The organism is Planosporangium flavigriseum (assembly GCF_011947225.1).
Lineage (GTDB): Bacteria > Actinomycetota > Actinomycetes > Mycobacteriales > Micromonosporaceae > Planosporangium > Planosporangium flavigriseum.
The window spans coordinates 96,934-115,550 of the sequence record NZ_JAATVW010000017.1 but is presented as its reverse complement, the minus strand read 5'-3'; the positions used below and the strand labels follow the sequence as shown (position 1 = coordinate 115,550).

11 protein-coding genes are annotated in these 18,617 nt (G+C 68.0%); 6 read left to right on the top strand and 5 right to left on the bottom strand.

The features are described from left to right. Positions 1 to 20: 20 nt before the first annotated feature. Positions 21 to 719: a helix-turn-helix domain-containing protein gene (locus tag HC028_RS21240; protein ID WP_168079142.1), complete on the bottom strand. Its 699-nt coding sequence runs from the start codon at positions 717 to 719 to the stop codon at positions 21 to 23. A gap of 157 nt (positions 720 to 876) precedes the next feature. On the opposite strand from HC028_RS21240, the gene HC028_RS21235 reads away from it, so the two are divergent. Together HC028_RS21235 and HC028_RS21230 are read left to right on the top strand one after the other, a co-directional pair. Continuing rightward, positions 877 to 1,305, top strand: a complete 429-nt coding sequence (locus tag HC028_RS21235; RefSeq protein ID WP_168079141.1) for a DUF4180 domain-containing protein — start codon at positions 877 to 879, stop codon at positions 1,303 to 1,305. Positions 1,306 to 1,555: 250 nt separating this feature from the next. Further along, complete coding sequence (locus HC028_RS21230) at positions 1,556 to 3,163, top strand: restriction endonuclease (RefSeq protein WP_168079140.1); 1,608 nt, start codon at positions 1,556 to 1,558, stop codon at positions 3,161 to 3,163. 9 nt (positions 3,164 to 3,172) lie between these two features. Here HC028_RS21230 and HC028_RS21225 read toward each other — a convergent pair whose 3' ends face one another. The 3 genes from HC028_RS21225 to HC028_RS21215 are packed head-to-tail and all read right to left on the bottom strand — an operon-like array spanning position 3,173 to position 12,326. Continuing rightward, the gene (locus HC028_RS21225) at positions 3,173 to 4,066 is read right to left on the bottom strand and encodes a phosphorothioated DNA-binding restriction endonuclease (RefSeq protein WP_168079139.1); all 894 of its coding nucleotides are present in this window, start codon (positions 4,064 to 4,066) and stop codon (positions 3,173 to 3,175) included. Continuing rightward, positions 4,063 to 9,012 (bottom strand): DEAD/DEAH box helicase, encoded by a 4,950-nt coding sequence (locus tag HC028_RS21220; RefSeq protein WP_168079138.1) that lies wholly within the window; start codon positions 9,010 to 9,012, stop codon positions 4,063 to 4,065. The genes HC028_RS21225 and HC028_RS21220 overlap by 4 nt, the downstream gene beginning before the upstream one ends. Continuing rightward, on the bottom strand, positions 9,009 to 12,326 hold the full coding sequence (locus tag HC028_RS21215; protein WP_168079137.1) for a hypothetical protein: 3,318 nt from the start codon (positions 12,324 to 12,326) through the stop codon (positions 9,009 to 9,011). Before HC028_RS21215 ends, HC028_RS21220 begins: the two co-directional genes overlap by 4 nt. Positions 12,327 to 12,502: 176 nt before the next feature. Here HC028_RS21215 and HC028_RS21210 point away from each other — a divergent pair, with 176 nt between their 5' ends. The 4 genes from HC028_RS21210 (at position 12,503) to HC028_RS21195 (ending at position 17,117) form a co-directional block, all read left to right on the top strand. Next, positions 12,503 to 13,270 (top strand): hypothetical protein, encoded by a 768-nt coding sequence (locus tag HC028_RS21210; RefSeq protein WP_168079136.1) that lies wholly within the window; start codon positions 12,503 to 12,505, stop codon positions 13,268 to 13,270. A 3-nt stretch (positions 13,271 to 13,273) separates the two neighbouring features. Continuing rightward, on the top strand, positions 13,274 to 14,371 hold the full coding sequence (locus HC028_RS21205) for a hypothetical protein (protein ID WP_168079135.1): 1,098 nt from the start codon (positions 13,274 to 13,276) through the stop codon (positions 14,369 to 14,371). After that, the gene (locus HC028_RS21200) at positions 14,368 to 15,819 is read left to right on the top strand and encodes a hypothetical protein (RefSeq protein ID WP_168079134.1); all 1,452 of its coding nucleotides are present in this window, start codon (positions 14,368 to 14,370) and stop codon (positions 15,817 to 15,819) included. The genes HC028_RS21205 and HC028_RS21200 overlap by 4 nt, the downstream gene beginning before the upstream one ends. Before the next feature lie 149 nt (positions 15,820 to 15,968). Next, positions 15,969 to 17,117 carry an AAA domain-containing protein gene (locus HC028_RS21195; RefSeq protein WP_338091290.1) on the top strand — a complete coding sequence of 383 codons (1,149 nt, stop codon included), beginning with the start codon at positions 15,969 to 15,971 and terminating at the stop codon, positions 17,115 to 17,117. Between the two features lie 629 nt (positions 17,118 to 17,746). Here HC028_RS21195 and HC028_RS21190 read toward each other — a convergent pair. Next, positions 17,747 to 18,616 carry a hypothetical protein gene (locus tag HC028_RS21190; RefSeq protein WP_168079133.1) on the bottom strand — a complete coding sequence of 290 codons (870 nt, stop codon included), beginning with the start codon at positions 18,614 to 18,616 and terminating at the stop codon, positions 17,747 to 17,749. Between the last annotated feature and the right edge of the window lies 1 nt (position 18,617).

Here is an 18,617-nt window from a genome sequence, read left to right as displayed (position 1 = left end):
GATGGCGGGAGAGCCGGCGGTCATAGCTGAGCCGCCAGCTGTGCTCCCGCGGATTGGTCGCGAGGCTCATCGTGTTCGATGAGGTCCGCGGCGACAACGGCGGCGGGAGCAGGGCGGTGCTTGAATAGCCAGTCACCGACGCCATCCACGACGTGGAGGCGCACGTTCGAGTCTGCTCCGGCGTCTGGGTTGAGGGCGTATCGCTCTTGGAGATGCGGCAAATCCTGAGCGCGCACGTAGCCCTCCGCGCCGCCCAGCACCATCAGGTCGGCACCGTGTTCGTGGGCGGCGCTGATTCCGCTGGGGATGACCTTCGACTGGTTGAGGAATTCGTGTAGGACGCTCGGGTGTGCATAGAACAGGTATTGCCGAGCACGGTTGCGGAGCGCCGACCGCCACTGCCTCACCGCTTCGGCGTGCTCAAGATGCCGCAGCTCTCGGGCGCGTGCTCGGGCCCGAGACCTTGTCGGAGGGGGCAGGGTCGCGAGTGCGTCATCGATGCCAGCGAGCACTGCAAGCACATGCCAGGCGGACGCGGGCGAGAGCGGCCGGCCGGCGGCGGGGGCGGCGTTCTGTCGGCGCTCGACATCGTTCAGTGACACCAACCAGCGCCCCGCGATCTGCCGGCCGTTTAGGTGGCCCCCTTCGAGGAGCGCGCGGACACGGCGGGGCGATACCTGTAGACGTTGCGCCGCGTCCGCGACGGACAGTTCGCTCATGGCCCACCCCCTCTTTGCCAAAACTATACCGTTGGCGGAATCATTACGTAAATGGTTCCGCCAACGGAATAGTTTAGGTAATCCGCCGACGATTCAGTCCGGCTGGGGCGAGAAAACGGGCGGACGATTCCTGCGGCCGCCGATACGCTCGCTGGTCATGCCCGACATCGTCATGGAACTGCACGGCATGCCTGTCCTGGTCTGCGCTGCCGAGGGGCCGAAGCTCGCCGATGAGGCCGCTGCCCTCGACCTGATCGGTGAGGCGATGTACGCCGGTGCGCAGTGGGTGTCGGTACCGGTGGAGCGGGTCGCGGAGGACTTCTTCCTGCTCCGCACCGGCCTCGCGGGGGAGATCGCCCAAAAGTTCGTGAACTACCGACTGTGCCTCACGATCGTCGGCGACATCTCCCACCATGTGGCCAGCAGTACCGCGCTGCGGGATTTCGTCTTCGAGACGAACCGTGGTCGGCAGCTGTGGTTCGTGACCACGCCGGACGAGTTCGCCGAGCGGCTCAGGCCGAGGACGTCGGGGCCTACGTCCCAGCCTCGGCCTGAGGCTGGCGCTAGCGCTGACAGTGGCGCGTGAGCAGAACACCATGAGTCACCCACATGCCGATCTCTGGGGGCGGATAGCACTTCACCGTACCCGCCAGTAGCCGACCGGCACGGCTGCTTCAGTGGGCGATCGCTATTGGTCGAGACTCCTGGATCGGTTGCGCTTCGTCGTGTCCTCGTCACTTTCGGTTTCGACTGCCACCGTGGTCGTCGGTAGCCTGAGACCACTCCGGCCGGGGTGACCATGCAGAGCGCAACCGCGGACGAATGGGGGGAGCGATATGGCGCGACGGTCGCCAAGCGCTGGCGATTGGCAGCGCTGGCAGCAAGCGCAGGCGCGCGAGGCGTTACGACAGCAGCGAGCCGAGGCGGCAGCACTCAAAGCGGCGCAGCGGCAGCAGCGCGCGGAGTACCTGGCCAGCCGCGAGGCTGAAACAGAGGAGCGCACCAGGCAGCTCCATAATCGGGTGCGAGAACTTGAGAGCGTCCTTCAGGCGGGTCTGCGACGACCGGCACGGATCGATTTCGGTTCGCTCAAGCGAGCTCCGAAGCAGCCGCCATTCTCTCCAGGCCCGTTAGGTTCGCCAATACCGGCACCGAACTGGGAAGAGTTCGAGCCGGCCCGACCTGGCGCCCTCGGGGCCCTGCTCGGTGGGCAAGCGCGGTACGAGCAGCGGCTGGGCCAGGCGCGGGACCAGTTCGAGCATGCCCGGCGTGACTGGGAGCAGGCCGAACAGTGTCGCCTTGAACAATTGGCCGAACACAGGCGTCACAACGAGGCGATCCTGGCCAAGAAGCAGCGCGAGACAGACGAGCACAACGAGCGCGTCGATCGCATGGCGAAGGGACTTCAGTCTCGGGATAAGGCGGCAGTCGAGGGCTACCTACAGCACGTGTTGCGGCGGGTGCCGATGCCGCCGGATTTTCCACATCAATCAGAAGTCGTCTTCAGTCCACAGGCCGAGCAGGCCGTGGTGCGGCTACAACTGCCCGGCCGGGATGTCGTTCCTACCGTTCGCGGCTACACCTACGTCCAGTCCCGCGATGAGATCAAGGCCGTGCCTCGCCCGTCAAAGGAGGCTGGTGACCTCTATCGCTCGCTCGTCGCCCAGGTAGCTCTTCTCGTTGTACGGGATCTCTTCGACGCAGACCCGGCGCTGCAGGAGGTCGCGTTCAACGGGCATGTAGACACCACTGACCCGGCTACCGGCCAGCGCGTATACCCATGCTTGATTAGCTTGAGCGTCGATCGTGAGGCGTTCGAACGGCTGGTACTCGATCAGGTGCGGCCGGAGGTGTGCCTGCGCCACCTCAATGCCCTGGTATCCCAGCATCCGTACGCGTTGGAAGCGATTACCCCGATCCTGGACTTCGACCGCACCAAGTACTCGTTCGTGGAAGGGATGGATGCGGTCGCGACGCTCGACTCCCGGCCCGACCTGATGGCGATGAGCGCAACCGAATTCGAACATCTCGTGCGCCAGATCTTCGAGGCAATGGGCATGCAAGGCTGGACCACCGTGCCGAGCAAGGACGACGGAGTGGACGGGGTGGTGTTCAACCCGACGCCCTTCGTCGGTGGGCTGACGATCGTGCAGGCCAAGCGCTACAAGGACGTTGTGGGAGTCAGCCACATCCGTGAGCTCGCCGGCGCGATGGAGGAGAAGAAGGCCGGCCACGGCATCCTCGTCACGACATCGTGGTTCACCTCAGGCGGGTGGCAGAAGGCACGGGACCACGGTCGGATCGAACTTGTTGACGGCAATCGCCTGGTGCACCTCATCAAGGAACACCTTGGCAAGGACGTCCTGATCGGTATCAAACGGCCCAGGAACGCGAGCACCGGTCCTACCAAGAGCTCAATCCCAGAACAGGGCCACCGGGGATAGCCTCTCCCTTCAAGCGGCCAGCGGCTTGCCCTTGAAAACCTCGCGCCGATGCCAGGAGACATGTCCGTCAGCAGGCACAGCCTTACCTGGCCGCGGCTTCAGCTCCTGGCCGTGCAGGTCGTAAAGTGCCCGCCCGGCTCTCGTCCGTGCCGTGAACACGGTGGACACGTTGATGCGTAGCGAGGAGTCGAGTCCCAGCGCGCCCAGGTCGAACAGCTTGTGGTGCAGCACGCACAGCGCCAGCCCGTTGTCCAGGCTGTCGGGACCGTCGAAGGCGAACCAGCGGATGTGGGCGGCTTCCACGCCGACCGACGCGAACCCCAGCTGCCCGTCGTAGCCGCAGAAGGCGCACTGGCGGTCCCAGGCCTGAAGGACGGCGGCCCGCCAGGCCGGGTCACGGCGCCGCGGGGCGGTGGTGGGCTGGACCTCGACCTGCAGGACGTCGTCGGGATCCAGGCCGACCGCGACGAGTACGTCCGGTGCGACCGTAGCCGGGAAATGGCTGTCCACCAGGGCGCGGGCGGCCGACCGGAGTAGTTGCGGATCCCGGTGTAGCGCCGTCTCCAGCGATACTTCGAGCCGGCCCACGACGTCATCGGCGGCTAGCGGGCGCACCAGGTCCATCGGTACGTCCCGGCTCAGGGTCCAGACACCGTCGCTTCGCCGGCGGGTGAACGGGTACGCGGCGCTCTGCGCCCCTCCCGTCTTCGACTCCGGACCGAACTCGGCAATCAACTTGGCAAGCTGTGATTCAGCCTCCGACCAGGACAGCTCGCTCGACCCCTTGTTGGCGAGGCGACCAAGCGCCAGCAGGACGAGCGGCGGTTTGTGTGGCGCGCGCCGGCCCTGGTACTGGTTCTGGCGCAGTGACGCCAGCCGGTCCAGTACCGCACGCTCATTCATATGGCAACCGCCGTGACTCGGATGGTATCGGGCGGGCCCTGGAGGGAGCTTCCGCACATCGGATGGATGCCCGCTTCGGCGATGCCGGCCTCGTCGTATCGCAGCCAGAGCCGTCCTACCCCGATGGAGCCATCGCAGGACGCGGCGACTATCCGGCCCTCGTAAAGGTCGAGGTGGCTGTTGGCAACGGGCTCGAACACCTCGCCGGGCGCCTCGTTGACCAGGAATCGCGTCGTCAGCTGATCGGCATGGACCAGCTGGTCCATGCTCAGCCGGCGTATGCCGCTAGTGGCTGTTGTCTGCTTCCCGATCAGCCGTCCCAGAACGTCGGCGGCGGCGCCTCGGCGGAGCCGCTCGTGGTACTTCTCGTTACGGAATACCCGCAGGCACCGGTAGCAGCTGGTCTCGGGACCGCATTCGCAGTCCGCGACCGTGTTGAACGCGCGTGCGAGGACCTCTGGCAGATTCTCGGCGATCTTACGAACGTGTCCCGCTCCGCCTGGGACGGTGTCGAAGAGCATCAGTGCCGTCCGGCCGGCGTCCGTAATGAAGACGGTGCCGTCGATGTCGTCGCGGGAGATCTCGAGCTCTTCGCTGGCGCCTTGGACGAGCGCGTACAGCACCGACAGCCAGACCTGGGTATCGAGGCCGAGAACAGCGGTACCTTCGATCGCGAGCTCAAGCACGTCCGTCTGGTACTTGTGGGCAAGTGACAGGTTCTCAAGCCTGCCGCCGCACGCCTTGCCGTTGACGGGGTTGTCATGGCTGCGCGGCGGGCGTTCGATCTGCGGCTGGCCGTAGCCGCACCAGTTGCAGATCAGAAAGCCCTTGCCGCCCGGGCCGTCGCTGACCGCGACGAGTTCGCCTCGGGTGCCGCTGCGCGCGCTGACCCTTCCACCCGGCAGCCCCTGGACGATCTCCTTGACCTCCGCGCCGCGCGATACGACGTAGGTATCGCCGTGCCACGAGCGCTTCGGCGGCCGGCCGCCGGGTTGACGCGACTGCTCTCTGCTGGCGACAAAGCCGAACAGCGGAACCGTGTAGCGGCGCGCGCTCCCGGTGGGCGCCGTACCGCATGACGGGCACGGGTCGTCGAGTCGGTCAAAGCTCTCACGGTAGTAGTTGCAGCTGGTGCACGGCGCGTAGTACCGGCGCTCGGGTTCGCGTTCCGGCAGGCGGTAGATGCCGCCTGACCGCCACAGGCGGCCTCCGGCGACGATTTCGGCGCCGGGAGCGTACTCGTAGATCGCGGTGGTCAGGTTGCGGGAGAGCTCGAGCTTGCTGGCTTCCTCGGGGTCCGCATACGAAAGCTTCAGCTCGACCGTGTCAACCGGAAATCCGTACTTGGGTAGGACGTTGCGATTGCCGAGGAAACCCAGCAGGTCACGACGGGTGATGGTGTTGATCAGCCGTTCGAACATCGACGCCTGGTTGAACTTCCGCGCAGCCGCGGCCTCGTCGAGTTTGTCGGCGTAGATCTTGTAGTCGTGCTCCACCTCGAGGCGGACGGTGTCGAGCAGCTCCACGAGATGATCCACCCAGGCACCGGAGTCGAGGCCGATCTCCTGCTGGACGGCCGGCGGGAGAACGTTGACGAGGGACTCGGTCACGGCGTCGGGTACCGGCCGCAGGTATTCGGCGATCGCGGTGACCGGCGCGGGGTCGCCGTCCGACGGCAGGAAGAATGCACCGACCTGGCGCCACTCCGTTCCGAAGGTGCGGTACTGGTGGCGGAAGAACGCGGCGAGGGCCACCGAGTGCGCGTGCCGGCGGTCGATCCGGACGTTGCCGGCTGGAATGTACGGCGCGCGGACCTGGCCCGCGATCATCTGGCGAGGCTCGGCGAACCGCGACAGGTCGTGCGATCTGCGCTGCGCGTAAGTGGCCACGAGGGCGGCGGAGTCGGTGCGACGGCCGGCGCGGCCAGCGCGCTGCACGTAGTTGGCCGTGGTCGGCGGGACGTTCCTGAGTACGACGGCCTGGAGCTCGCCAACGTCGACGCCGAGTTCGAACGTCGTCGAACATGACAGCGCGTTGACCTCACCCCGGACGAACTGCTGCTGGATCTCGGCCGCCTTCTCACCGGTCCACTGCGCGGTGTGTTCCCGCACGGCGAGGGGAATCGGTTTCATCGAGCGGTAGATCGCCCGGTAGTGGTCGGTATCGGATGTCCTGTCCGGCAGCGACCACGGCACAAGGGCACCGGTGCAGTTCATCGTGGGGCAGACGTCGCGCACGCTGAATGGAACCAGCTTCCGGCAGACCGTGCACTGCCACACCGGGACCTCGTCGGCCGACTCGCAGGTGAGCAGCTCCGACTCCAGCTGGAAGACCACGCCGAGATTGGCTTCTGTCGTCGGGCGGAACCATATCTTCGCCGGTCCCTGAGTCAGGAACCGCCAAGTGCCGTCGAGGAGCTGGGACGGATCGGCCGTGGACCCGAGCCGCTGCAGCAGCCGGGTCAGGTAGTTGAGACGCCGGTTGATGCCGCGCGTGGGGCTCCAGCTGAGTACCTTCCGCTTGGCCTCCGCGCCAGTGCCGCGGATGTAGATGGGCCCGCGTCGTGGGTCGAACGCCTCGTCGCGGGGGTCCACACCCTCAAGCGGGGCGACCGCGCCCTGGGTTCGGACGGTCCGGACAAGTTCGTTGAGCAGGTTCCACGCCTCGTCCTGAGAGAAGCCGAGCTGAACCAGGGGCGGCGGAGCCTGCCAGGCCGGATCGCGCCACATGCTCCACCGGACGAGCCCCGAGCCTTCAAGGGTGAGCCGCTCGTCGAGGCCGACGATCTCCTGCTGCGCCCAGAGCGCCACCTTCCTTTCCCGTGCCTGCTTGGAGTCGCGTGCTTCGAAGACACCGAACTGATGGGCCTCTCTGGCGGCATGGCTGACCACGTCGGGAAGCCGGACGTCCTCGTCGACCCGGAGACCGTTGAGGATGCCCTGGTACAGCAGCCGGCGCCGTTGCAGCCGACCGTAGGACTGGTCGAAGTATGGCGCGAAGTAGGCGGCGGCCTGGCGGCTGTCGCTGAACAGCAGCAGCTTTCGGCCGCCACCCGGGCGTTCGGCCTGCTCGGGCTCGGGCGCCGGCGGCAGCAGCTGGTAGAGCGCGGTAGCGAGTACAGAGACGGCTGCCTCGTTGCCGGTCTGGAACAGCCGGACCAGTGACGAGGATTGGCCGCCGCAGGTAAGGCACGAGGTGAGCTCGTCGGCGCCATCCTTGATGAAACGTACGGGCCGCATCGCGCCGCCGTCGCAGCCCTCCGTCGGGCAGATGCCCGCCGGTCCGACGATGAAGGTTCCGCACCGCGCACATAGCCCGCCCTCTTCGCCGGCGGTCGCCCGCAGCGAGTCGAGCGTGATGTCGTCCTCGTCGGCACCGGGGCTGAGAACGTCGGCGAGGGCCAACCAGACGCGGCGCTCGTCGAAGGTACGCCGGGAGCGGAAGACGGCCTGCGCGCCGACCCGTTCGAGGGCACCGGACAGGTAGACCGTGCCGCAGCGACGGCAGCTACCGAACTCGAAACTGGCGTCGCCGCAGTGCTCGCAGCGTTCGCGTCGGGTCAGGCTGACGTGGGGGCCGTTGCCGCCCAGGCAACTGAACGCGCCTTCGGTCGCCCGGGCGAAAAGGTGGTAGCGGGCGGACAGCACCGGCGTCCCGGTCCGGTCGCCGGTGGCGTTGGCGAGTGCGACGAGGGCGGCCGTGTGCGGTACGGCGTGCTCGTCGCCGAGCATCAGCGCCTGCGCGACCTCGGGCAGCGGTACCGGCCCACCGGCGAGGAGGCTGCGTAGCCGCATGACCCGCTGCTCATGGGCGAGCGCTTCGCCGGGGTCGGTGCTTGTGAAACCCTGGGCGGCTGCCTGGGCTAGAATCTCGGATCCGGGATCGTCGGCGTCGAGCAGCCGTGGGTAGGCGCTGGCCGGCAACGGGCCCCATTCCCGGCCCCGCGGGTGGTCCACTCTGGTGGCACTGACCACGTCCTGGTGGGAGTCGTCGGCTACGTCGTACTCGAAAGGGACGTTGAACAACGACGACGCGAACTGTGCGGCAGAGGCAGGGTCGCCGCCGACGGTGGCGCTCGTCGCGATGCACTGGATGGTGCTGCCGCGAGCCACGCGATCGCGCAGGCGGCGCAGCAGCATCGCGAGCTCCGCGCCGCGGGCGCCGTCGTACACGTGCGCCTCATCCACGACGATGAACCGCCAGTTGCCGGCGTGGTCGCCTTCGAACAGGTGCATGTCCAGCGGGCGTAGGAGTAGGTACTCCAGCATCGCGTAGTTGGTTAGCAGGATATGCGGCGGGTTCGCGCGCATTTCGTCCCGGCTGAGCAGCTCGTTGCTGACCCGGGGTTCTCCAGGGTTCTGGAGCTCGAAGACGCTGGCGGCCTCGCGCGCTGTCTGCTTCGTGTCGCCGGTGTAGCGGCCGAACGTGATGTCAGGCGAATCCCGCAGCAGTACCCTCAGCCGCTTCATCTGGTCGTTCGCCAGGGCGTTCATCGGGTACAGCAGCAGCGCGCGCACCCCTGGCTTGAGGGTGCCCGCCGCTCGTTCGGCCACGAGGTGGTTGAGGATCGGGAGCAGGAAGCTCTCGGTCTTGCCGGATCCGGTGCCGGTCGCCACCACAAGGTTGCGCCCCTGGGTCGCCTTACGGAGGGCCTTCTCCTGGTGGACGTACAGCGTCCGGTCGAGCGGGATTCCTCCGACCAGGCTCGCGAACTCCGGGTGGAGCACCTCCTCGTTGATCAGCTCCCGGGCCGACCTGCCCTGCGCGTACGGCGGGGTCGCCTCCAGGATCGGACCCTTGGTGATGCCTTCGCGGATCGCCCCGGCGATGGCGGCCTCCAAGGCCCCAGCTAGGGCGGGGTCGCGCGGCTCGAGCAGGGTGTGCAGGTAACGCTGGTACGCGTCGACGACGGCTTCCGTCGTCGCGATCGGATCCAGCTTGGTCATAGTTGAGATCCCGTCACGAGGAGTTCGGCGAGTACGACGTCGATGGTGGTGAGCTGCGGCGAGTGGCGCGCGAGTCGCGCGTGGGCTTCGGTCAGCTGTGGCATGAGGGTCGCCAGGTGCTCGTATCCGCGGGCCGCGAGCCGCGATGCCAGGCACAGCGCGATCGACAGCGCGGGCAGCGAGCGCCAGCCGGGACCCTGGTCTCTGGCCCGGACCGCCTGGGCGAGCTCGGCGCCTCCGGCGTTCTCAATAACCGGTACGAGTAACCGCAGGTGCCGCTCGGTCGCCGCCGCGAGACTGACAATTCCGGGCCGGAGACGGGCGTCGAAGAGTTCACGGGCGGCGGATATCCGCTCGTCGCAGTCGAGAAGAGCACCGGGTACGACCGGAGTCGCGGCCCATAACGCGTCCAGGCTGTCGGAGTCCATCTGGGCGAGCAGCTCGGCGCTGGCGTCGAAGCTACCTATGCGGGCGTGGGGATCCGGGTCGCCGATCAGCAGCAGATCGAAGAGCTCCGCACCGCAGACCGTGAGGAGCCGCTCGTGCAGCGGCGACCGGACGATGATGTCATCGAGCTGATGCGCGGAGGCAAGAACCGCGGCCAGGGGATTGATAACCCACAGCGAGACCTCGTCATCGTCGGTCAGGTAGCGCCGCGGCGGGAGCGCCGCAAACCCTGCGTGGATGAGGGGTGCCACAGTGGTGGCCGGCGCCGGCCGTCCCTCCAATATGGATTGCAAAGCGGTGGTGGGCTCCGCCGTGATGAGCTTCGCGGCAACGGCACGCAGGTCTCCGTGCGCACCGAGAGCCTTGAGGTCGTCGGCGCGGTCGTACAGGTTGAACGCCAGCCTGGTGGCGCCGGACGACATCGGCAGGGGACCGGCACCGGCGAGGTACCGCGACAGCGCCACCTCATCGCTGTCACCGCCGTCGGTGGCTCGCCACGGCCGGTCTCGGATCAGGAAGGTGTTGGTGGGCTCGGGCCACCGCGGCCAGTCCTGTGGCACCCACGGATCATCGATCCGCAGGTGTACGACGAGGTCTCCCGCCGCCGTGACGGAGTCCGGCAACGGCGAGCTGCGCAGGTCGCCATGTACGGCCGTCACGTACGGCTCCTGCCATGGCGCGAGGCCCCGGTAGATCCCGGCCGTCAAGCCTTCGGCCGCGGTTGCGCCCGCCACCACGAGGCAGCCGCTGTCGTCGATCCGCACCCCCTTGGCGAGGCTGCGCGGAACGCACTTCGCCACAGGAAACAGCAGGCCGTGTAGGTCGACCTTGAGTTCCGCGGTGCCGAGCGCCTGTACCGTCTCAGCAACGCGGGCCAGTTCGAATCTGGCCGTTCCGGGCCTCGACGCGCCGCTCGCGGGAATCCGCTGCGCCTGCTCCGCGCCGTTGAAGACGACCAAGTCGGCCCGGACGTTGCCCGGCAGCAACACCATCAGGTGGCCCTCGCCGACGGCCTCGGTGTCGAGGCGGAGCGGGCGTAGCGCCCACTCAGCTCTGGCGCCCGTGCCGCCGTGCTGCACCGCAAGATGGGGCGGGGTCACCCGGAGCGCGTACTCCTCGCCGTGGGCGGCGACGATGAAGTCGGCGCTGGCCTGCTCGGGCGCCAGTCGCACGACCGCCGGGTTGAGGTGCAGCTCCGGGTCTGCGGCGGTGGCGCCGACGCTGCACGCCTGAAGCCCGCCGTAACCCAGCTCGCGCCACTCCGGCGTCCACGACGCGGCGAAGCCCTCCGCGAACTCGAACCGCTGCGAGATACCCCGGCCGAGCGGTCCTCGGACGGCGATTTCGTACGCGCCGACAAGCGGGCGCTTCACGCCCTGCCACGGATCGATCCGGGTATCCTCGGACACCTCGATGTCCTGGACGGACAGCGCCTGCGGTGAGCCCGGCCGGCGGATGCGGATCGTCCAGCCCGTCGTGGTGCCCGGGTCAGCCGGGAGAATCAGATTCGGCGCCTCGGTCCACACCGGCGAGTCTAGGCGGCTGCGTACGTGCCGAACCGGGGACGTCAAGTCCAGCTGCGGGCGGCGACCGCCTTCGACGTTTCGCCATGGCTTGTCCCGGAGCCGGATCCGGGCCACGTCGGCGAGATTGACCCGTCGCAACCGCCAGCCGGCCCATCCGTACGGAGCTGCGGGCTCGTCCTCGTGGACGGGTGAGCCACTGAACTCGACCGGGTCCGGGCCGTCGCTATCCTCGCCTCGCGGGTGCATCAGCCACACCGAGGTCGGCGGCAAACTGGCCGACGCCGGGATCCGCCGGCCCTCGTCCGTGAAGACCATGAGCGGGTCCTCGGCGTCGACCACCGGAAGCGCGAGGCTGAGGTCGAATTCGCGCAGGTCCACCTCGACTTCCCGGACCGGCCGGGGGAGCGGCACGCTGACGGCCGGTGCGGTGTCCCTCGCCGCCGGGAGAACCGAGCGGCTCCGAACCGTCTGCGGTTGCCCTCCGATGACGAGGTCCCACTCCACCTGGCCGAGGGGCGCGTCCGGGATCGGGGGCAGCCAGGCCATCAGGCCCCGCCCGTACGGCTCCAGGAGAAGACGGGGGCGGGTCCCCAGCCCCGCACCCGTCTCCCGGGCCGACGAGAGGTTGAGCAACCCCGACTTGGCGAGGTCGAGCGCCTTTGCCACCAGGCTGTCCGGCAGCTGCAGACCGTCGTTGACGAACGCCGGCTCCCGCAGCCGGTCGACCAGCTCCAGACAGCGGTCGACCAGGTCTTCGACATAGACGCCGCCGTGCCAGAGTAGGCGCTGAACCGGCTTGTCGAGGGCGTGGAGCCGAGACTCCCGGCCGGGGCCGGTCGCCCATTCCATGAACTCTTCGGGGGTCAGTACGTCCGGGTCCAATGCCTGCTGACGCAGGAGGGCGTTCAGGAAGTCGCCGAGGCAGAACAGGGGGATCCCGGAGTGCATGAGGATCTCGTCGACATTGATCCTGCTGAAGTTCGTGAAGCGCGCCAGCCCAAACCGGTCCAGCCCGTGTCGGAACGCCTCCCCAAGCAGCTTCTTGTCGTCGTTGTTGAGCTGCATGTCCATCTGGTCGCTGACAGCGGGCCAGAACGCCCCCTGTTGATACTCGACGGCGCCGATCCCCGCCAACCCGACCACGACGCAGGCGGAGAGCCGGTTGAGTAACCGGAGGTGCCGTTCCCGCTCGTACACCTTGGCGTACAGCTCGCCCAGGTGCCACAGGGTTGTCCGTACCTCGTTTTCGGGGATGTCGAGCTCGCAGACGAGCGACACCGCTCGAAGGCGCGGTTGCCAGAGCACTTCCCGCTCCGCGAGTGTCTCTGTCGCCCGTGACAAGACCCCTCCTCCTGCGAAGCCATGTCGGGATCTTGCGATTGCGCTGAATATCCCTTGCGGAAGCTAATTGAGGCACCCTAATTGAGCGGCAGTGTCACTGTATGTAGCCCTGCGGGTGGTGGCCATCATCTGAACTGGTGATTGCTGGAAAACACTGGAACTCGTAGTGTCTGCCGGTGCCCACCCCGGTAGAGACGCTTGAGCGCCGCATCGACGAGCTGCGTACGGCCGTGCGGCAGACCGTCCTGGCCGGCGACCGGGCCCAGGCCAGGGTCCTGCGCGCCGAGCTGCGGCGGGCCGAGCGGGAGTGGGACGCCGCGCTGGACGGGCTCGTTGAAAAGATGCCGGACGCGCCACTGGTCCCGCTCCGTGACCAGGTACACAACGCGCTGACCCTGCTCGGCGCCCCGGCCGCGCCGAAGCTCGTCATCGCCGTACACGAAGCGTTCTTCGCCGGGGAGATCGTCGGCGCGCGGCTCACCAGCCTCCGCCGGGACGAGGAGCGGTCGTTCCGCTCGGCGCCACGGCAGCGCCCGTACTATCTCTGCTCCGCCCTGACCGCCGACCTGCTCGCGCCGGCGCGCGGGCTGCTAGCGGTCTCGACCTGGCCGCTGAGCCGCCGCATCGTCGGGCCGCTCAGTGCCCGCGTCGACTTCCTCACCGCGGCGATCCGCATCGCCGAGCAGGTGGAGCGGGCTCCCGCGGCGACAAAGCTGCTCTGGCGGTTCGCCGAGAACATCCCCGGCGCCGCCGCTCCCGGCTTCGCCGAGGTGCAGCCCGAGGTGGTGGCGCGGGCGGCCCGAGCCGAGCTCGCGGTCCACGAAGACGCCGACCGGTCGCACCGCGAAGCGGCCGCCGAGCGAGCCCGTACCAAACTTGACGACGCGGCGCAGTTGTTCGGCAGCCGAATGCGGGCAGTTTCCCAGGTCAACGGGGGTTTGTGAGTAATGACTAACCTTGAGTGCCTGCGCGGCGCTGCCGCGCCGAAAAGCCACAACGCGCGTACGATCGCCGCGCTCACCACGAACCCGGGATGCTCGCGGCGGGCGGTGATGGACGCGGCCGGCATCGACAAGGAGCGGCTCGCGTCGCACGTGGGGTTCCCGGCGCGGTTCGGCCAGTCGCAGTTCGCCATCACACGGGGCAACGTCTTTGAGGCGCAGCTGAAGGCCAATGGGTGTGCCGAGCTGCTCCGCCTGCTGCGCGAGGTGCTGGCGCTGCCGATCGGGGCCGCGGCGTACGACGACCTGGAGTCGGTCAACCAGCTGGACGCCCGAGCTGACCGGTCGCGGGAGTTGCTGACCCGCGCCGCTGACGGCGACGAGGACGCCGGGACGCTGTTCGACCACCCGCTGCTGCGGCTGGAGGTCGGCGGCCGGTGGGTCTACCTCGAGCCCGACCTGATCGCGCTGCAGTTCGGCGGGAAGTTCTACGTCGTCGAAATCAAGTCGTTCGCTGTGATTGATGGAAAAGCTGACGGTACGAAGGTGTCCGCGGCCGCGACCCAGTCCGCGGTGTACGTGCTCGCGATGCGCCGGCTCCTTGCCGAGGCCGGCTACGACCCCGGTCTCGTTTCGCACGACGTGGTGCTGGTGTGCCCGGAGAACTTCTCCAACCGCCCGGTCGCGACGCTGGTCGACGTGCGGAAGAAGCTTTCGGTACTGGAACGGCAGCTGGCCCGGATGGGGCGGATCGACGCCATCGTCGACGGGCTGTCGCCATCGTTGACCTTTGACCTGCAGGTCGATGACGCCGGCGTGCCGCAGCGACCGGTCGCCGAGCTGGTCGACGGCATGGGGCAGATCGACGCCCGGTACTCGCCGGAGTGCCTGGCCAACTGCGAGCTGGCGTTCTTCTGCCGGCACGAGGCGCGCGGGTCGACGGCCGCTCTGGGGAAGTCGGTACGCGAGGAGCTGGGCGGGGTTTCGTCGGTGTCTCATGCGCTGTCCCTGGCCTCGGGGGCTGTTCCTCCGGCGGAAGACGAGATAGAGGCGGCTGAGATGCTGCGGTTCGCGGCCAAGCTGCGCTCGGAGTGCCTGTCGTGAGCGCGCTGACGGCCCTCGCAAGGGTGTCGGCGGTATCGTCCGGGGTCGCCCAGCCGATCGCGACCGTTCGACATGTGCATCTGTCTTCACGACCGTTGGTGTTTGTGCCGTTGGCGCTCGCGGGGGAGGCGAACGCACCGCTGGCGGCGCTGGTCGGATCGTCGCCTGACGCGCCGCAGTTGCTTTTCGTGCCGCAGCCGCGTAACCGGGATCAACGGTTCGAGTTCGCCGCAAAGCTGGCTGCCATCCTGCTGTCGTATGTGGACAGTTTCTGCGGAGAGACGGAGACCGTGCCGGCCGGTCGGAACACCGAGCCACGGGAACGGTACGTCGACGCGCCGCAGATTCTGGTACCGAACGGTGGTGGCGTCGGGTTCGTGCGGCTGTTCGGGCGGTCGACGCGCTTCCGGCGTACCGAGGGGGAGTACGCGGTCGACGCCTCGGTGCCGTTGCTCGGGCGGTGGCTGACCTTCTTCGCGGAGCGTTCCGAGTACCCTGGCTCGTCCTTGCTTGTGAGCATGACCGGCGCGCTCAGCATGCACTGGGCGACGGGGCAGAGTGCCGTCGAGGACGCCAACCTGGCGGCGCTGGTCGGCTGGATCGACCCGCCTTCCGGTATGTCTGGCGCTGAGGCGGCACTGGAGGCGGAAGATCCGCTGACGTGGCCGCCGGCCGGGCCGGCGACGGACCCGACGTTCGACAACGAGGTGCTGGCGCCGGCGATCGAGGCCGGCTCACTATCCATGTTGGAGTCTGCGCTGCGGTCGCAGTTGATGCCGACGTGGGAGCTGATGTGGCGCGGGGTCTCGCTGCTGCGGGGGCTGCCGCCGGGGGCTCGGGTGGAACAGCGCTGGACCGCGGACCGGGACGCGTTCACCGGGTTCGCGTCGTACGTCGCCGAGGGCGGGTATCCGCAGGCCAAGCGGGATGTGGCGGTCGCGGCGGCGCAACGCCTGGCGCGGCTAGAGCGGGCGCAGGCGCTGTATGACGCGCAGCGGGCGTACGACGACCCGTTGCTGTTGGCGGAGTACCGGCTGTCCGGGGAAGCCTTTGCTGGCACTGTGATTGCTTCCTCGCCTGACCGGATCGACGACAGCGGTAAGCGGAGGGTGCTGCGGCCGCATGTGACTGTGCGGTCTGAGGATCCTGTGCTGTTGGGGCCGGGAGCGTCGGTGGTGTCGCCGGCTCGGCCGTCCCAGACGGGTTCGTTTGTTTCGGTGTCCGGGCCTGACGTGGTGCTTGAGCTGTCGGGCGGGATGGGGCGAGGGCTGACCACGCCGCCGGGGAGCGTGCCCGAGGTGGGGGAGCGGTTGACGTACACGACGCTGACGGAGTCGTACCAGGCGCCGGCGGCCTTCCCGTCGCGGGAGGAGACGCCGTGGACGCACGGCGGGCCGCCGGTGGAGTACGTGCCGGACGACGAGGACGCGGCGGAGGACTGGTCGTGAGCGATGTACTGCCTGCGGTGCTTGCAGACTTGACGTCGGGATTGCATCGGGGGGTTGTCGTCGACTCGCCGCCGGGGGCGGGGAAGTCGACGCTCGTTGTGCGGGCTACTTCTTCGATGGTGTCGTCGGGTCAGCTGCCGCTGATGATTGTGGCGCAGACGAATGAGCAGGTGGACGACCTGATCGCCCGGCTGGTGCCGGCACTGCCGCCGGGGGTGGGGATCGGGCGGCTGTCGGCGCAGGGGTACGTGGCGCCACCGCGGGTCGCTCAGCATGCCTCCGTGACGGTCGGGTCGAAGGTGGCCGACCTCGGACCGGCGCTGATTGTGATTGGTACGGCCGCGAAGTGGGCCACGCTGTCGGAGGGGCAGTGGCCGTGGGCGATCGTGGACGAGGCATACCAGATGCGCTCGGACATGCTGCTGCGCATCGCGAACCGGTTCGATAAGGCTTTGTTCGTGGGGGATCCGGGGCAGCTCGACCCGTTCTCCGTCGTGGAGAGCGAGCGGTGGACCGGGCTGACGTGGGACCCGATGCAGAGCGCGGTGGCGGTGTTGTTGCGGCACAACCCCGATCTGCCGGTGCACCGGCTGCCGGTGTCGTGGCGGCTGCCGTACTCGGCGGCGCCGGTGGTGTCGCAGGCGTTCTATCCGTTCGCGGAGTTCACGTCGGGGACGGGTGAGGGGGACCGTCGGTTGTCGTTGTCCACCTCTGGTGTTGGTGGCGGGGCGGTCGACGCCGCCGTGGAGATGGCGGCTGCCACCGGGTGGGCGCTGTATGAGCTGCCGTCCCAGCACACGCTGCGTACCGATGCCGAGGCGGCTGCGGCGTGTGCTGCGCTGGCTCAGCGGGTGGTGGAGCGCGGGGCTGTGGCGTATTCGGAGGTCGCGCCTGATGGTGCGCCGGTGACGGAGGCTCGGGTCGCGATCGGGGCGGCGCACCGCGACCAGGTGGCGGCGATCCGGTCGTACCTGCCCGAGTCGTCGGAGATCACCGTCGACACGGCGAACCGGCTCCAGGGCCGCGAGTACGACGTGACGATCGTGCTGCACCCGCTCTCGGGGCGGCGCGATGCGACGGCGTTCCACCTGGAGTCGGGGCGGCTGTGCGTGCTGGCGTCACGGCATCGGCACGCGTGCATCGTGGTGGCGCGGGCCGGGATACCGGAGCTGCTGGACGCTCATCCATCGACGGAGCCGGTGCACCTGAACGTGCCGGTGAAGTTCCCAGACGGGTGGGAGGCCAACCAGGCGATCATGGCTCATTTACATGGCCACCGTGTTCGGGATTCTGGCTAAGCGCCTGCCGGCCTGCACCCGGCTGGAAACCGGCCAGCGTCGGCAGTTACTTCCGAACTGGGAGCGGCTTCTGAACGTCTTCGAGGCGGCCCGAGACGGGCCGCCCGCACCGCCGACAGGGCGCCTGGCCGCCGCTCCCGCTCGTGCTCGGCGGCGACCAGGCTCACGCCCATCGGCTGGCGCGAACAGCGCAAAGCCTTCGGGCCGTCGAAGAACGGACAGCGCCGAGGGCAGCTGATGTGAGTGGACCGACAGCCGGCCGGCGGCGAGTTGGGGGCGCGGCGTGGCAGCCACGCCGCGCCGTAGCGCAAGTTGCGCGCCGCGATGGTTGGGCTCTTTGTCTCCCGCGGGGGCGCTCCGGCTCCAGGATGGCCAAGATCCGTAGGCGGGTTGCAGCGGGTGGATGGTTGCTCTAGGCCATCTCGCCCGCCGTCGACCCGGGCAAGCCGAGCAGACCGCCGCCCGGACCGCCAGCATCCGTACCTACCTCACGGTCTGTTCGACGTGGCGGCCCGGGCCGTGCCCGCTCCCCGAAGGGTGGGTCGATGGCGAACGGGATGGCTTCGGGACAGGAGTAGAAGGCGTAGACCCAAACAAGGCGGCCCTAGTGGCCGAACGCGGGCGGGCCGTCAGTCGATCGAGTCGATAACGGCCCGCCCCGTCGGCGACGACGACCGCTGGTCTGAGTGGACGAGTGCCGCTCGTGCAGTCCGGTCGTGCCACGACTCAGCGTCAATGACCACCACGTTTTCATGTGTTGTTTGTCCTCGAAGGAGAGTGGCGGCCACCTGGGCGTCTAACTCAGTCAGGGCGTCGATGAGCCGTTCGGGTTCCGGCAAGTCGGACAGTGACTCTCTAATCGCGTGCACCAACTGGGCAGCTCTAAGTACGTCTATTTGGGCTTTGAGCGTGGCTTCGAGCGGTGATTTTGCTTCCCTCCGCTCGCGTAGTTCAGCTTGTGCCGCCTTCTCTTTTTTCGTTAGTTCTTCGTGTACTAGTCGCGCCCCATGACGCACTTTTCGGTCGGCCCGCGAGCGCGTCATTTCCTGTTCAATGAGGGCGTAGACCTCCGGATCGGCGAGGAAAGCCCGAACCTTCGCCGCGCGCTCCTCAACTGACAGGTTTTGGTCCGCCTTCGAGTCGATTTGTCGCTTTCCAGCGCGAGCTACGGCCTGTCTCACGGTCAAGCCGTCGCGCAGTAGGTCGAGGCGGTCACGCAGATCACGATGGACGGTCCAGGACGCCTTAACTCGCCGGTCAGCCGGCACCTTCAGTGCAACCTCGCGGTATATACGGAACTGCGCAGGATCACTGTCAAGATCCTCGGCAAGTCGTTCAACCAAGTCAAGAGGGATGTTGGTTAAGAAATCACCGAGCGCGAACTTGGGGTCTTCGAAACCGCGGGCAGACTGATCGCTACGGCGGAGTGGCGGCGCGCTGAGTAGTCGCTCCCCCTCCGCTAGCCAGTCGTCCCACTCGTCTGGGAGCAAGGTCTCCATG

Bases quoted from the DNA above. Each gene is read 5' to 3' on its own strand.
- HC028_RS21240 (WP_168079142.1), bottom strand. From the start codon at position 719: ATGAGCGAACTGTCCGTCGCGGACGCGGCGCAACGTCTACAGGTATCG.
- HC028_RS21235 (WP_168079141.1), top strand. From the start codon at position 877: ATGCCCGACATCGTCATGGAACTGCACGGCATGCCTGTCCTGGTCTGC.
- HC028_RS21205 (WP_168079135.1), top strand. From the start codon at position 13,274: ATGACTAACCTTGAGTGCCTGCGCGGCGCTGCCGCGCCGAAAAGCCAC.
- HC028_RS21190 (WP_168079133.1), bottom strand. From the start codon at position 18,616: ATGGAGACCTTGCTCCCAGACGAGTGGGACGACTGGCTAGCGGAGGGG.
- HC028_RS21225 (WP_168079139.1), bottom strand. From the start codon at position 4,066: ATGAATGAGCGTGCGGTACTGGACCGGCTGGCGTCACTGCGCCAGAAC.
- HC028_RS21230 (WP_168079140.1), top strand. From the start codon at position 1,556: ATGGCGCGACGGTCGCCAAGCGCTGGCGATTGGCAGCGCTGGCAGCAA.
- HC028_RS21220 (WP_168079138.1), bottom strand. From the start codon at position 9,012: ATGACCAAGCTGGATCCGATCGCGACGACGGAAGCCGTCGTCGACGCG.